Genomic DNA, 15,319 nt, shown 5'->3' on the forward strand with positions numbered 1-15,319 from the left:
TTCTACTGACTTTCGGCGGGTGCACCAATCGGACGGCCGTCCCGTTGCCGCCCGTCCGGCGACAGGCGCTGCCGGTGCGCCAATCGGAGCGCGGCTGTCGCATAATCGCGGCTCTGCCACCTTGGGCTGCACCGTGCTGCATCTTTACCAATCCGACCGTCTTGAGCATCTGGCCGAGCTGTTATCGGCCGTGTTGGCCGTACCGCCGTCCGATCCCTTCTGTCCCGAGACGGTGATCGTCCAGGCCAAGGGCATGGGACGCTGGCTGACGCTCAAGCTGGCCCAGCGTTTCGGGGTATGCGCCAATGTCGAATTCCCGCTGCCCGCCTCGTTTCTGTGGGACCTGATCGAGACCGCCCTGGGTCGCCAGCCGCGCCGGGGCGGTTTCAGTCCCGATGCGCTGGCCTGGCGGATTTTCCACCGCCTGGCCGCCACCCCGCCGCGCGGACTCGCACCCTATCTGGCCGAAGGCGATGAGCGGCGGCGCTGGCGGCTGGCGCGGCGGATTGCCGATATCTTCGACCAGTATCTGGTGTACCGGCCCGACTGGCTGACCGACTGGGAACGCGGCCAGTTGCTCGAACTCGGGCGCGACGAGCATTGGCAGGCCGAACTATGGTGCGAGCTGGCGCACGATCGCAGCGGGCCGCACCGTGCCGATCTGCTGAACCGGCTGGTGGCCCGCCTGAACGATCCGGCCCCGCTGCCCTTGCCCGACCGCATCGTGGTGTTCGGCGTGTCCTCGCTGCCGCCAGCGCTGATGACGGTATTGGAGGCGCTGTCCGGCCGGCTCGATGTCTGTCTGTTCGCCCTCAACCCCTGCCGCGAATACTGGGGTGATCTGGCCGACCAGGCCACCGTGGCCCGGCATGCCGAGGAAGCCGACAGCCTGTTCCTCAATGTCGGCCATCCGCTGCTGGCCGCCTGGGGCAAGCACGGCCGGGTGTTCTTCGACCAGCTCAGCAACCACGACCGTCTGGTCAATCTGTTCAGCGACGACGAGCAGCTCGACGAGAGCCGCCTGCTGACGGCCTTGCAGGCCGACATCCTGCGCCTGAAAACGCCGGATTCGCCCCGTCCGCTGGCCGACGACGATCACTCCCTGCAAGTCCATGTCTGCCACAGCCCGCTGCGGCAGGTCGAAGCGCTCAAAGATGCGCTGCTCGCCCGTTTCGATGCCGACCCGACGCTGGAGCCCGACGATGTGGTGGTGCTGTGTCCCAATATCGAAATCTTTGCGCCCTATATCGATGCGGTGTTCGGCCCGCGCGAGGGTGAACCGGCGGTGCCTTATGCCGTGGCTGACCGGGGCGGGCTGGCGGCCCTGCCGCTGATTGCCGGCTGGCTCGATGCGCTGCGGCTGGGCGAGCGCGAGTGGAGCGTGGAGCGGGTATTGGCGCTGCTGGAATTGCCTGCGCTGGCACGCCGCTTCGAACTCGATGAGCATGCGCTCGAAGCGATCCGCGACTGGACGGGCCGCGCCGGCGTGCGGCGTGGCTTGAGCGGCGACGAATACGGCTGGCAGGCGGGCCTGGGCCGGCTGTGGCTCGGCGCGCTGGCCCCGGCGGTCAGTGCCGGCGGGGCGTTGCCGCTGTTTGCCGATCTCTATCCGACGGGCGACCTCGATCTCGCCATGGGCGAGCGCGTGGCGGCACTGTCGGCGGCGGTCGATGCGCTGTCCGGGCTGGCCGCGCTGCTGCAAACACCCCGACCGCTGGCCGAGTGGGCAGCCTTGCTGGCGACTTCACTGGGCGAGCTGTTCGACCCCGATACCGAAGAAGCCGTGGCGCTCGATGCGGTCTACCGGGCGCTGACCGATCTGGCCGAATTGCAGCGATTGAGCGGTATCGATGCCCCGATCGGCTTTGCCCCGATCCTCGACTGGCTCGAAGAGGCGCTCCAGGCGCCTTCGGGTGCCGGGGGCTTTCTGACTGGTGGCGTCACCTTCGCCCAACTGGTGCCGATGCGCAATCTGCCGTTCCGGGTGGTGGCGGTGCTGGGCCTTGAAGATGGCGCCTTCCCGCGCGAGCGCGATCTCGATGGCTTTGACCTGATCGCCTGCCATCCCCGCCGTGGCGACCGTTCGCGCCGGCTCGACGAGCGCTGGCTGTTTCTGGAGACCCTGATGGCGGCGCGCGACGCGCTGCTGGTGTTCTATACCGGGCGCGATCCGCGCAGCGACAACGAATTGCTGCCATCGACCGTGGTGTCCGACTTGCTCGATACGGTCGAGCGCTGCTGGGTCGGCAGCGACGGTTCGTCGGTACGCGAACGCATCGTGCGGCAACACAGCCTGCAACCGTTCTCGCCGCAGCGCTTCGAGGCCGGCAGCTATGCCGCGCCGTGGCTCGGTGCGGCGCAATTGGTCGGGTTGGGTGACGACAAGCCCCCACCGTTTGCCGCCACGCCGCTGGCGGCCGAGGCGCCGTCCGATATCGAGCTGGCCGATCTGCTGGCGTTTGTGCGCGACCCCTCGCGCTGGTTTCTGCGTCGCCTGGGCATCCGTTTCGAGCGTGCCGCGCCTGATCTGCCCAACCGTGAACCTTATGCGCTGGGTCGGCATGAGGAAAAGGCACTGCTGGCGCTGGCGGGCGATCTGGCCGACGACGCCGCCGCGCTGGCCCAGCTTGGCCGCGCCTCGGGCCATCTGCCGCGCGGGGCGATCGGTCGGGCCTGGGCAGCGCGCCAGGCGGCTCAATATGCACCGTTGCTGGCGGCCTGGCGTCCGCTGGCTGCCCAGCCACGGGCGCCGCTGGCGGTCGATCTGGCGCTGGGGCGCTGGAGCGTGAACGGCCGCCTGCCCCAGGTCGGCAGCGACGGCCTCGCTTATCGCTTCGACGGTAAATTCGACAACAGCCCGCGCGAGTACGCGCTGGCCTGGCTGCGCCATCTGGTGCTGTGCGCCCAGGCGCCCGAGGGGATCGACCGCCGCACCACGGTGCTGGCCTTCGACGCCACCGTGACCTTCGAGCCGGTGGACAGCGCCCATCACCATCTGCGCGATTGGCTGGAAATCTACTACGCCGCCCATCGCCAGCCGCCCCCGCTCTTCCCCAAGACCAGCCTTGCCTACGCCGAAACCCTGCGCCGCCATGCCGACCGCCCCGACGCCGTGGCCCTGGCCGAACAGGAGGCAAGAAAGGTCTGGGTCGGCAACGACCGCTCGATGGGCGAGCGCGACTACGACAGCGTGCGGGCGGTCTGGCGCGGCAATGAACCGTTCGGCGAAACCTTCCATGCGCTGGCCGTGCAACTGTTCTCGCCATTGGTAGAGGCGAAGAGGCGCAGTGCAGTCGGGGAGAAGGAAGAACAGATGTAGAGGCCGGATATTGATAAAAATGTCTACATTTCGCTATAAATCTTGCGGAGATATTGCTGGAATTTTTATTAATTGGCTGCGATACCATTCGGCCTCGCTGGTGTGGCTTGGACGCTCTGATCGGCCACGCCAGGGACACTGCGCTCATCCCTCTCCGCGGCGTCCTTGCGCAAACGGTTGCCTCTTCCCGCTGAGGTATCTGCCGTTTTCTCCGGAACGATCCGCTATGCCATCGGACTGGCAGTGGGGCGGGTTCCGTTGACTGTCCAAGCCATACGGTCGGTCATAACGTTTCTCGGGTGATCCATCCCATACAGCTTGTCTGCCTGCTGCCGCTGGCATTCCCTTAGCGGCAACCGTGTCCGCCTGCTTGTCTCGGGTGGGACCGGTGGACGCTGGGGGCAGGAAACAGGGTGGCTGCAAAGGTAGCGGAAAACGCTACTTTCTCACCATCATGCAGCTGGCTCAGCTGGTGAGAAAGCGTGCATCGATTTTCTTTGGTTGACGATCGTTCACCATCTCCTCTAGCGTTGCGGTCGCGACAGGCTGTGATCACGGCCGGTCGACTTTTCATAAGCGTATGGAGGTTACGATGATGCGATCGATTCAAAGGACCGGATTGGCGGTCACGCTGGTCTGGCTGTTGCCCTCGGCGGCATGGGCGGGGGGGACGTGCAGTACGCTAGGTGGCCCGACGATTGTCGGGTTTGAATATATCTCCAGCGAATGTCCGGCTTCCAGCGACGCGCCGCTGCGTTACCAGCGCGTCGCCCTGCAATGCCTCGACGGCCGGCTCGAACCTCTGGGCGCGCCGGTCGAACTCCATCTCTCCCCCTTGCAGCTCGCCAGCAGCGAGCCCGCCGCCAGCAACGCCGAACAAGGCTTTATCAACCGCCTGGGCACCCAGGCCATCTTGATCGATCGCACCTTCCAGGGCCGCTTCCGACTCGACGACAGCGGCCAGGCCAATTCCACTCCTGTTGCGCTTTCCCAGGCCGGCCGCTGTGCCGGCACGCCCGGTGCGGGCGATCCGCCCAGCGGCGACAATCCGGGCTGCCAGTCGGACGCCTGCCTCGAAGCGGTGGCTGAGCGGCTGCCCGCGGTGAATCCGGGCTGGCGCGGCAATCTGTTCCATGTCGACAACGACTATCGTGGCGGCGGGGCCACACCGCTGCAATTCACCCGTTACTACAACAGCCAGCCGCTGGTGCTGCCGTTCGATGCGGCGGTGCTGGGCAGCAATGCCGCGCTGGTGGGCCTCGAATTCTTCTATGCCGGCTCGCCGGTCAATATCCCCAGCATCCAGTATCACGCCCCCTTGCCGACCGCCGAGCAGCGCCTCGCACGCGGCGAACTGGGCAATGGCTGGCGCGGCAGCCTGTCGCGGCGGGTGGTGCCGGGCGTGCTCGACGGTCGCACGGTGGTGGCGCTGGTGCGCGACGATGGCAAGTCCTATCTCTATCGGGAGCCGGAGGCCGGCCAGCCTTTCTGGCGTGGCGATCTGCCAAGCATCGGCCGACTTGAATCCGGTCCCGGCACCGGCTGGCGTTTTGTTAGCGACGCCGGCGAAGTCGAGCTATACGACCCGCAGGGCCGGCTGGTCCAGGTGAGCCTGCCCGATGGCCAGGTGCAGATGCCTGAGTACGATGCAAGCGGCCGGCTTCAGGCTATCCACAACCAGGGCGAGGGCCGTCTGCGCTTCACCTATACGGCCGAGGGCCAACTGGCCAGTATGCTCGACCTGAACGCACAGGAAACCCGCTATGAATGGCAGGACGGACAGTTGGTGCGGGTGCTGTCTCCCTACCGGCCACCGCTTGGCTACCGCTATGCACCGACTTCCCCGGCACGGCTGACCGAGCTGCTGGAGCGCGGCCAGATCGTGGCGTTCTACCGCTACGACCAGGAAGGCCGGGTCAGGGAAGGGGGCTTGAAGGAGCAGGCGCCGTTTCATATCGACTACAGCCTGGGCCAGAACCAGCCGGTGCTGGCCGGGCCGGCCGGGGTGACGCACTTTGTCTACCGCGACCATCCGCTGCGCCGACTGCTGTCGTCGGTCAGAACCGACTGCGTCGGATCGGCGGGCTGCCAGCCTGAGGACGCGCAATTCGACTACGACGAAGCCGGCTTGCTGCGCAGCTATCAAAGCGGTCCGCGGCGCAGCGAATACCAGCACGACCCGCAAAGCGGCCTCGAAGTGCTGCGCCGCGAGTTTGCCCCGGGCATTGGGATGGTGCAGACCGAGACGAGCTGGGACCATATGCTGCGCCGGCCGCACTGGCGCCAGACCGGGACGGAACGGACCAGCTACCGCCATGACTTCCTGGGCCGGCTGACCGACCGCGAGCTGTCGGTCGGCGGTACGGTGGTGCGCCGCTGGCATATCGAGCGCGATGAGAACGGTCGTCCGCTCGCCTTCTCCCTCAACAATTTCATCACCCGCTACGCCTACACCTCGTCAGGCGAGCTGATGAGGCTCGACAACCCCAATCGTTCGCTTATGTGGCGGCGCGATCAGGCCGGGCGGATCCAGGCGATCGAGGGCATGGGTTTCGATCCGATCAGCCTGGATCGCGATGCGCTGGGACGGCTGCGTCTCTATCGCCAGGGCAATACCTTACTGAGCCTTGACTACGATGCCGAAGGTCGTCTGAGCCGGGCAGAAGGGCCGCGCGGCAGCATCAGCTACCACTATGGCTGGTCGGGCCAACTGGAGGAAATCCGCAGCCCGAGCGGTGCTTCCCTGCGCTACCAGTACGGCGGCTCGCCGGCGGGCGCGACCGTCGGCGAGACGGCGTTCGATCCCGATGGCGAGATCGCTGCCATGCTGGCCCAGGTCCGTACCGCTTTCGATGCCCAGGCCGAACCTGTGCTGCCGCGCTGAGCGCCGTTTCCCTTGCTGACGGCCCGTAAGCGTGGGCCGGGAGGAATTCCAAGATGAAAACCGTTTATCGTTTATCCGCGATTGCCTTGGCAATGATGCTGGGGACCGCTCAGGCGGCCGATCAGGCCGAGCCTGGCGTATGGCGCTTCGGTGACGATCTGTACAAGATCAGCGACCCATCCTCGCCGTGGTACTACGGCTGGCGCCATGCCCTGGGGCAGCCGACGCAATTGCTCAACGGCGTGGTGACGCAGGGCAACCCGCGCGGTCGCTATACCCTCTACAACCTGAGCGGGCGGCGCGATCAGTTCCAGCCGGGCGTCTGGTTCAACGCCGGCACTGCCATCCTCAATTCGGTCAAGCCCGGTGAGACCGCACTGCGTCCCGGCCCGCAACGCCAACCGGTCTTTGCGCGCTGGACCGCCCCGGCGGCCGATACCTATACGATCGAGAGCCGTTTCGGTGCCGGCAACGCGCCGGCTGCCGATTGCTATGTGATCCATAACGGCAGGGTGCTGTTCTCGGCACTCAACGAGACGCGCGAGCGCGTCTTCAACACCGTGCTTGCGCTCAAGGCCGGCGACCAGCTCGAATTCGTGGCGGTCAATGCCTTGAATACCACCGACAACCAGGTGCCGCTCGAGGTGACGATCCGGGCCAAGACCACCGTGCCGCCGCAGCCTGAGCCGCCCGTGGTGGTGCCGCTGCCGGCCGATGGCCAGCAGATCCAGCGTGAAATCCGTTACGACGGCCGTGGCCGGGTGGTCGGCTTCCAGGTCGGCAATGGCCGCTATCAGGGCCAGTTGAACCGTCGCCCTGACGGCTCGGAAGAATTCGCCGTCCTGGAAGACGGCCGCGAAACCCGTTACACCGAGATGCCCGGTGCGCCGTGGCTCGAAGTCCTGCGTGACGGCAGCCGTTTCGGTCTGCTGTTCGACCCTACGGGCCGGATGGTCGAGCGCATGGACCAGCGCGGCGTGGCGGTGCGCTACCAGCGTTCGCTGACGCCTGATGGCACGATGCTGCGCATCGATGACGCCGACCGCGGCGCGTCGGAAATGAACTTCACTGCGGTGAGCGGCCGTCTGGCCCATACGCGCGATGCGCGCGGGATGTCGCTGTCCCCCAGCTACGATGCAAGAAATCGGCTGATCGGGCTGACCTACAGCAATGGCGAGCGGTCCACGTTCGACTACGAAGCCTCGGGTTTGGGTCGGATGGTTCTGCTGCAGAACGAGTCGGGCCGCCGGATCTACGAATACCTGAGCGGCGGCGGTCCGTTGCGACGGATCAGCCAGGTGGTCGGCAGCAAGAATCTAGAACAGCTGTTCGATTACCAGGAGCCGGGTCAGCGGCTGACGCGCCATACCTACCACAGCGGCCGGGCGGTCGAGTTTGTCTGGACTAAGCAGCGGATCACCGAGGTACGTTTCAACGGTATGCCGCTGCTGAGCCAGATCGTCTACCACGGCGACGGTCAGCCCAAGTCCTGGGTCTGGCCGACCGGCCAGATCTGGCGCGCCGCGCTCGATCAGGGCGGCCGCACCATCGGGGTCACCCTGGCCGATCGCAACGAGATTGTCGGCTACGGGGCGCAAGGGACGGTGCAGACCCTCAGCGCCGGTTATGGTGATCAGCTCTACCAGCATCAGGCAGCGGGTCCGCTGAGCGAGGCCAGGATCGGTACCAACCAGTACGCCTACGACTACGACCTGAGCGGCAACCGCAGTGTGCAACGGGTCAATGGCAACGAAATCCGCTACGACATCCTGCCAAACCGCCATCGGGTCAACCGGGTCACGGGGCTTGGCATGGATCGCCTCTGGAGCTACGACCCGATCGGCAATCGCGTCAGCGACGGCAACGGGGTGGCCGAGCTTTACAACGCGGCCAACCGGCTGGTGCGTTACGGCAACTGGACCTACAGCTACGGCGCCGACGGTGCCCGTCTCAGCAAGAAGGCTCCCGATGGCCGCGAGACGCTGTTCCTCTATGCTGCCGACGGCAAGCTGCTGGGCGAATACGACAGCAGCGGCCAGCCGATCGACGAGCTGGTCTGGTTTGCCGATCGGCCGGTGGCCCTGTGGCGGGCGGGCGAGCTGTATCTGATCCTGACCGACCATCTGAAGACGCCGCGCCAACTGGTTTCGCTGAGCAGCCGCAAGGTGGTGTGGAACTGGTCGATCGACGAGCCGTTCGGGGTCAGTACGCCTGATGAGGACCCCGACCGCGACGGCCAGCGTTTCGTGTTCAATCTGCGCTTTGCAGGCCACTACTTCGACGTCGAGAGCAAGCGCCACTACGCCTTCAGCCGCTACTACGAGCCGGCCAGCGGGCGCTATCTGCAACCGGAGCCGAACCAGCCGTTTGCGCTGACCAACCCGTATGCCTATGTCGGCGGCACACCCTTGCTGCACAGCAGCCCCTTGGGCGAGGAGCGGCTGGCCGGCAGCGGACGCATCCGGCTTGGCAAGCTGCCCGGTGGGGTGATGACCACTACCGGTGGTCAGGCGATCATGCAGGTCAGGGCCAATGCCCAGCCGCTGGTCGAGTCGTGGACGACCCGTCCGCTGGTCGATCTGGCCCCGGCGCCGATTGTCGAGCCATGGCGCGACGAAGATATCAATCGGCTGCGTTCGAGCTATCGTTATTGAGTGATGTCCGGCGCCGTGATGAGGATCGCGGCGCCGTTTTCCCTTCTGCGCTTGCCGTATGTCGGATCAGATCGAAGCGCTCAAGCACTAACTTGAATAAAATTTTCCTTTTGCTATTTATGCATAATTATATCTTGCAAAGATTTTGCAGATATTTTTATAAATAGAACTGCCTGGCATTGGTCAGCCCGAGGCGGCGCTGTGGAGGACGTGCTCCGTCGTTCAGTGCGCCGGGGCGGGCAAGATGCGGGGGCCAATCGGAAAAAACGGTGGGCAGAAAGTGTTGAGCAGGAAGTGGCCTTGAGTGGTCCGCTTCATGACATCGGCCTATTTTCTTGTCACCAATGGCTTGGCTCCGTTATAGTCGTCGCCCCTTGCGACAAGACAGGATCGTCGGCCCATGCAGCGTTATTTTTCCGATCAGGATTCCGCTTCCGACCCACTGACGCCGATTGGTCGGCTGGCCTCGCAGCGCGCCGCCATGGCGCTGATGCGTGCCCTGCGCGGTACGCTCTCTCTGGCCGAGATTCACGCCTTATTGTGTGTCTGGCGCGATATGGGCACACCGCTGACCGAAATCCGGCAGAACCTGACGGCCTGGCTTGCCGACTGTAGCGAGCCTTATCTGCGTGAACGGCTGGTGCAGGCCATCGATCTGGCCACCGGTTTTTGCGCCATCCGTCTGTCGCCGGTGGCCAAGTCAGGCCGGCGCCATGTCGGGATTCCCCACGTCGCCGCCTATGTGCCACGCGCCCGCCCAGGTGCCCGGCCGCACTACGCCACTTCCGGCAAATAAGCGGACCGCGCTGCCAGCGAGCGGACCCCACTGCGATGGTGGAGTCCGATCCGTCCATCTCCGCTTCACTTTGTTTCAACTCAGCCATGCCTGGCCGGTGCGCGCCAGTTCCGCTTGCTGTCTGGTCTGCCTGTTCTGGGCAGACAGCCTGACGGAGCGGGTGTGTAAGGTTTACCGACAGGTCCAGGTGGCGGCCCGGTGGCCAGGCAGCGGCTCGGCACAGACCTCCCGTACACAGGCCCGCAACCAGCGATGGGCCAGATCGGCGTCGAGCCGTGGATGCCACAGCAGCGACAGGGTGATCTCGGGCGTGGCAAGTGGTAGCGCAAAGGTATACATCCCGCTGCGCAGACCTGCTGTATGCCGCTGCGGAACCGTGGCGATCAGATCGGATGCCCGTGCCAGCGCCAGGGCCGTGGCAAAGCCGTCGACAATGGTGCTGACCTGACGCGACAGGCCAATCTGCGCCAAGGCGTCGTCAACCAGATTCCGATCAAGCCCGCGGCGCGAGACGCACAGATGGTCGCCAGCGGCATAGCGCTCTGCACTGATCTCGCCCTGGCTCAGCGGATGGCCAGTCCGCACCACCCCGACAAACTGATCGCGGAATAAAGCCTGGCTGCGCAATTCCGGCGCGGTCGATTCATCCACCACCCCCGTCTCCAGATCGACCAGCCCCTCACGCAGCGGCTGGCTGTCCTTATTGGGCTTTTGCATAAAGCGCAGTCGCACGCCAGGCGCTTCCTGGCGCAGCCGCGCCATCAGCGCCGGCCCGAAACTCTCGGCAAATCCTTCACTGGTCCGCAGCGAAAAGGTGCGTGCCAGTTGCAACAAGTCCAACTGCTCGCTGGGCCGCAGCACCGTTTCAATTTCCTGCACCAGCCGGCTGACCTGCTCGCGGATTTCCAGCGCACGCGGCGTCGGCACGAGCCCACGGCCGGCCCGCACCAGCAACGGGTCGCCCATGGTGTCGCGCAGGCGTGCCAGCGCCCGGCTCATGGCCGAGGGACTCAGCCGCAGCCGCCTGGCCGCGCCCGCCACGCTGCCTTCGCTCAGCAGCGCATCGAGGGTAATCAGCAGGTTGAGATCAGGTGGATTCATGGCGGACTGCGTTATCCCTTGGAAGAATTTCTTTTGTCATGGCGTCAAATGTCATCGCAGAAATGAGGCTGCATCCGTGGCAAAGCCGCGTGGAGAGTTGAAGCATGAGCCCCAGTTCGTTTCGTCGTGGAGACGAAGATCGGTTACGAGACTCGCTTGTATCTGTCCTCCGAGATGGGACTGTATGGACGCTACGTGTATGGAGAATAAAGGTCGGGTTACGACATGACGTCCCATGCACGAATAAAGTGCAATTGCTGCGTCTTCCGCCTTATATGGCGGAAAACTATAGTCCTCGCTCAGGGAATCACCAAATCAAGGGGACCAGCGATGTCGAGACTAGCCGTAGAAGAAAAACCCGCCGGGTGGCAGCAGGCGCGGCCCGCTGCGTCCTGGGCGCTGGCCAGCCTGTCCTTGGCGATCCTGTTGCCGTCCTTGGGCATCAGCATCGCCAATATCGGCCTGCCGACGCTGGCGCAAGCGTTCGCCGTGTCGTTCTCCGCTGTGCAATGGGTGGTGCTGGCCTATCTGCTGGCCATGACCACCTTGATCGTCGGGGTCGGCCGGCTGGGCGATCTGAGCGGTCGTCGGCGTTTGCTGCTGCTGGGGATTGTGCTGTTCAGCGGCGCTTCCCTGGTGTGCGGTCTGGCGCCGAACCTGCCGGTACAGATCGCGGCGCGTGCCGTGCAGGGCCTGGGCGCGGCCATGATGATGGCGCTGAGTATGGCGCTGGTCGGCGAGACGGTGCCGCGCGAGAAGACCGGCAGCGTGCTGGGTCTGCTGGGCACGATGTCGGCCATCGGCACGGCCTTGGGGCCGTCGCTGGGTGGCGTGCTGATCGCCACGTTTGGCTGGCCGGCGATTTTCCTGATCAAGGTGCCACTGGGTCTTCTGGCCTGGTGGCTGGCCTACCGGCATCTTCCGCCCGACCCGCCGGCGCCGGAGCGTCGAGCCCGTTTCGATACGGTGGGAATGATCTGTCTGGCCCTGACCCTGCTGGCCTACGCGCTGGCCATGACGGTGGAGCGCGGCAGCGGTCTGAGCCCGCTGTTGCTGCTGGCAGCGCTGGTCGGCGCCGGGCTGTTTGTGTTGATCGAAAGGCGGACCGACTCGCCGCTGATCGAGCTGACGATGTTCCGCGATCTGGCGCTGACGCTGAGTCTGCTGATGAGCCTGCTGGTGGCGACGGTGCTGATGGCAACGCTGGTGGTCGGTCCCTTCTACCTGTCGCGGGTATTTGGCCTCAATGCCGCCACCCTTGGCCTGGTGGTCGCTGCCGGCCCGGTGGTTGCCGCGCTGACGGCCACGCCGGCCGGGCGGCTGGTCGATAGGCTGGGCACGGTGCGGATGACGCTGATCGGGCTGGGCGGCATCGCGGGCGGCGCCATCTTGCTGACCTTTCTGCCGGGCCGATTGGGCATTCCCGGTTATATCGTCCCCATCGTCCTGATCACCGCCAACTACGCCCTGTTCCAGACCGCCAACAACACTGCGGTGATGGTCGGCATTGCAGCAAGCCGGCGTGGTCTGGTGTCGGGTCTGCTCAATCTGTCGCGCAATCTGGGGTTGATCAGCGGGACTTCGCTGATGGGCGCGGTCTTCTCGCTGGCAGCGGGAACGACGGATCTGGCGAGCGCCTCGCCTGAGGCCATCACCACGGCGATGCGAGTCACTTTCACGCTGGCAGCCGGTTTGATCGGGCTGGCGTTGGTGGGCGCTTTGGCGGTGGCCAGGCAGCGCAGGGGAAGGTCCTGAGGGAGGAGAAGACAGCGTCAGAACGCGCCGGCGGCAGAAGCCGCCGGCGCGTTCCAGGCGGAAAGTGGCTCCATGGGCAGCCTTATAGAGGGTTCAGCTACATTGGAGCATTATTTGTCCGACGACATGTTTCTCCACGACATATGATGGTCGCTGGTGCGGCCTTCGCGGACTTCAAACCGTTTGGTCTTGGTTTCGCCACCATAGTTGGCTTCGATTTCGTAGGTGCCCGGGTCCAGGTTAAGCATCAGCACCGGTCCGTCGGTCTTGTCCTGCACCACGATCTGGTCGCCTGACTTGATCTGGAAGTCCACACCCGAGGTCCATTGGTTGCGACCCTGTCCTGCCACCTGCTCGCTGAATTCGAAGCGGGTGTTGTAGTCGGAACGCATACCGCGGATTTCCTTCATTTCTTCTTCACCGACGCCACCAGACAGATAGGTGGCGCCCGGTGCTGCACCGGACTTTTCTACGATATCGGCCATCGGCGACACACACAGCGTGGCGACGGCGGCACCCCAGAACAGACGGCGGAGGGTATCGATACTGGTCATGGTATTTCTCCTGGCCGTAACGACCCCCGGCCGCCACGGCGTTGGTTTGCACCCGCGAACCTGGCTGACCGGCCCAAGCCGGTCGAAGGGTCCGCGCCCGTTCGATCTCTCATCCAGCCGGCCCGGACGGCAAGTCGTCTCCACCAGACCGGCGCGGGATGGGACAGTGGTGACCCCTGCAAGCGACATTCCCACTGACCGGTGGCGGCATGCTGATCTGGCCTATTCCACAGAGAGTCGGCATTGAGCCGCAGACAGTGACCTGAGCGATGAATCAGGCTGAAGCGTAGGCCGGGCGGCACCGAGTTTGGGTGGTTTATGGGGGTGCAACAAAATAAACTATTTGTGCCAATTTATTTCTAGATTCATAGCAATAAATATACAAAAAGGATAGAAAAGTGATGTTACGCTGCATGAGCGGGAAGCAGTCGTGAGCCGGTCCGGTCGCGGTTGCCCATTACCTGGCCTGTCTCCTTCTAACCTGCTGGAATGTTCGCCATGACTCTCTCCCCCACGCCCGCCTACCTTGAACTGTGTCGCCGCAATCAGCGCCATTACCGGCTGCATCACGCGATCGGCATCCTGCACTGGGACAGCGCCACCATGATGCCGCCCAGAGCCAGCGGCGCCCGTGCCGATGCGCTGGCCGAACTGGAGTCGCTGTTGCGCGAATGGCAGACCGACCCGGCGCTGGCCACGCTGCTGGCCCAGGCCGATGCCGAATCGCTCGATCCGCTGCAACGGGCCAATCTGCGCGAGAGCCGGCGCGTCTGGCTACGCGCCACGGCCGTGCCGCCGGCCCTGGCGACCCAGCGCAGTCTGGTGGCGATGCGCTGTGAACATGCCTGGCGCGAACAGCGCCATCGGCACGACTGGCCGGGGTTTCTGGAGAACTTCAAACCGCTGGTCGAACTGGTCCGGCGCGAGGCGGGCTGTCTGGCCGACGCGCTCGATGTGGGGCGCTACGACGCGCTGCTCGATATGCACGAGCCGGGGCTGCGCGATAGTGAAGTCAGCCGCTTGCTCGGCCATGTGCGCAACTGGCTGCCCGGGCTGATCGGGCAGATTCGCGAACGCCAGCGTTCCCAGCCTTGTCTGATACCGCAAGGGCCGTTTGCGCTGGCGGCGCAGCGCGATCTGTCCGAAGCCGTGATGCGGGCGCTGGGCTTCGATTTCCAGGCCGGCCGGCTCGATGTCAGCAGTCATCCGTTCTGCGGCGGCACCTTCGAGGATATCCGCCTGACCACCCGCTACAGCGAATACGATCCGCTGGCCGGGCTGACCGCCACCATCCATGAGACAGGCCATGCGCTCTACCATATGGGACTGCCCGAATCGCTGCGCGAGCAACCGGTCGGCGCGCCGCGCTGGGGGGCGATCCACGAAAGCCAGGCGCTGATGCTGGAAAAGCAGCTCGGCCTCTCCCCGGCCTTTATCCGTTGGCTCGCGCCGCTGCTGCGCCAGCATCTGGGCGAGCAGCCCGCTTTTGCCACCGACAATCTGATTCACCTGTTCCAGCGCGTCGAACCGGGCTTTATCCGCGTCGACGCCGACGAAGTGACCTATCCGGCCCATGTGATCCTGCGCTACGACATCGAACGGGCGCTGATCGAGGGCGAGATCGAGGCCGAAGATATCCCGGTGCGCTGGAACGCCGCCATGCGCGAGCTGCTGGGCATCGACCCCGGCGAGCTGTATGGCCAGGGCTGCTTGCAGGATATGCACTGGGCCTGCGGCATGTTCGGCTACTTCCCCGGTTATCTGCTGGGCGCGATGTACGCCGCCCAATGGGCCGCCCGCATCCGTCGCGAGCAACCGGACCTCGAACAGCAGGTCGAAGCCGGCGAATTCGGCGTGGTGATCGATTGGCTGCGCCAGCATATCCACCGCCATGCCAGCCGCTACGACAGCAATGAGCTGGTCCGGATAGCCAGCGGCGAAGCGCTCGACCCGGACTATCTGCGCCAGCATCTGATGGCGCGCTATCTCGACGATTGAAGCGCCCGCCGCCCGACCCGAACCCGCCCTCAACAGCCAGACCTTGCAAGATCCTCGTTAAAAAAGGCGTCCAGACCTGGCAAGCCGCAGGGTGCGTTAACCGCAAAGCGGCGTAACGCACCATTGCTGCTCTCTCACTACAATCTGTGTCGGATAGATCAATGGGTAACAGACTCGCGACTTGTCCGGGCTTGTGCTGCGGATTGGCTTGGACACCAACTTGAAGAGGAATCCACGCTTGGCGTCCTGGCCTCACCC

8 protein-coding genes are annotated in these 15,319 nt (G+C 64.9%); 6 read left to right on the forward strand and 2 right to left on the reverse strand.

Annotation, left to right across the window (positions count from 1 at the left end):
- Nucleotides 1-133: 133 nt before the first annotated feature.
- The 4 genes from recC (at nt 134) to ACFOW7_RS14885 (ending at nt 9,653) form a co-directional block, all read left to right on the forward strand.
- On the forward strand, nt 134-3,319 hold the full coding sequence (gene recC / locus ACFOW7_RS14870) for an exodeoxyribonuclease V subunit gamma (RefSeq protein WP_378165647.1): 3,186 nt from the start codon (nt 134-136) through the stop codon (nt 3,317-3,319).
- A 592-nt stretch (nt 3,320-3,911) separates the two neighbouring features.
- Nucleotides 3,912-6,203, forward strand: coding sequence for an RHS repeat domain-containing protein (locus ACFOW7_RS14875; RefSeq protein WP_378165649.1), 2,292 nt, complete (start codon nt 3,912-3,914; stop codon nt 6,201-6,203).
- A gap of 53 nt (nt 6,204-6,256) precedes the next feature.
- On the forward strand, nt 6,257-8,857 hold the full coding sequence (locus tag ACFOW7_RS14880) for an RHS repeat domain-containing protein (protein WP_378165651.1): 2,601 nt from the start codon (nt 6,257-6,259) through the stop codon (nt 8,855-8,857).
- Nucleotides 8,858-9,257: 400 nt separating this feature from the next.
- Nucleotides 9,258-9,653 (forward strand): hypothetical protein, encoded by a 396-nt coding sequence (locus ACFOW7_RS14885; RefSeq protein WP_378165653.1) that lies wholly within the window; start codon nt 9,258-9,260, stop codon nt 9,651-9,653.
- Between the two features lie 171 nt (nt 9,654-9,824).
- Here ACFOW7_RS14885 and ACFOW7_RS14890 read toward each other — a convergent pair whose 3' ends face one another.
- Nucleotides 9,825-10,754, reverse strand: coding sequence for a LysR family transcriptional regulator (locus ACFOW7_RS14890; protein ID WP_378165655.1), 930 nt, complete (start codon nt 10,752-10,754; stop codon nt 9,825-9,827).
- 330 nt (nt 10,755-11,084) lie between these two features.
- Between ACFOW7_RS14890 and ACFOW7_RS14895 the strand changes: the two genes are divergently transcribed.
- Nucleotides 11,085-12,509 carry an MFS transporter gene (locus tag ACFOW7_RS14895; protein WP_378165657.1) on the forward strand — a complete coding sequence of 475 codons (1,425 nt, stop codon included), beginning with the start codon at nt 11,085-11,087 and terminating at the stop codon, nt 12,507-12,509.
- A gap of 110 nt (nt 12,510-12,619) precedes the next feature.
- Here the strand turns inward: ACFOW7_RS14895 and ACFOW7_RS14900 are convergent, their stop codons facing one another.
- A complete protein-coding gene (locus ACFOW7_RS14900) occupies nt 12,620-13,063 on the reverse strand; it encodes a hypothetical protein (RefSeq protein ID WP_378165659.1) in 444 nt (147 codons plus the stop codon).
- Nucleotides 13,064-13,561: 498 nt separating this feature from the next.
- Here ACFOW7_RS14900 and ACFOW7_RS14905 point away from each other — a divergent pair, with 498 nt between their 5' ends.
- A complete protein-coding gene (locus tag ACFOW7_RS14905; RefSeq protein ID WP_378165661.1) occupies nt 13,562-15,061 on the forward strand; it encodes a carboxypeptidase M32 in 1,500 nt (499 codons plus the stop codon).
- Nucleotides 15,062-15,319 lie beyond the last annotated feature (258 nt).

The sequence above is a fragment of the Chitinimonas lacunae genome, assembly GCF_042650885.1.
GTDB classification, from domain to species: Bacteria; Pseudomonadota; Gammaproteobacteria; order Burkholderiales; family Chitinimonadaceae; genus Chitinimonas_A; species Chitinimonas_A lacunae.

Excerpts from the sequence above, each read along its gene's own strand:
- ACFOW7_RS14875 (WP_378165649.1), top strand. The coding sequence starts at position 3,912 with ATGATGCGATCGATTCAAAGGACCGGATTGGCGGTCACGCTGGTCTGG.
- ACFOW7_RS14880 (WP_378165651.1), top strand. The coding sequence starts at position 6,257 with ATGAAAACCGTTTATCGTTTATCCGCGATTGCCTTGGCAATGATGCTG.
- ACFOW7_RS14885 (WP_378165653.1), top strand. The coding sequence starts at position 9,258 with ATGCAGCGTTATTTTTCCGATCAGGATTCCGCTTCCGACCCACTGACG.
- ACFOW7_RS14890 (WP_378165655.1), bottom strand. The coding sequence starts at position 10,754 with ATGAATCCACCTGATCTCAACCTGCTGATTACCCTCGATGCGCTGCTG.
- ACFOW7_RS14895 (WP_378165657.1), top strand. The coding sequence starts at position 11,085 with ATGTCGAGACTAGCCGTAGAAGAAAAACCCGCCGGGTGGCAGCAGGCG.
- ACFOW7_RS14900 (WP_378165659.1), bottom strand. The coding sequence starts at position 13,063 with ATGACCAGTATCGATACCCTCCGCCGTCTGTTCTGGGGTGCCGCCGTC.
- ACFOW7_RS14905 (WP_378165661.1), top strand. The coding sequence starts at position 13,562 with ATGACTCTCTCCCCCACGCCCGCCTACCTTGAACTGTGTCGCCGCAAT.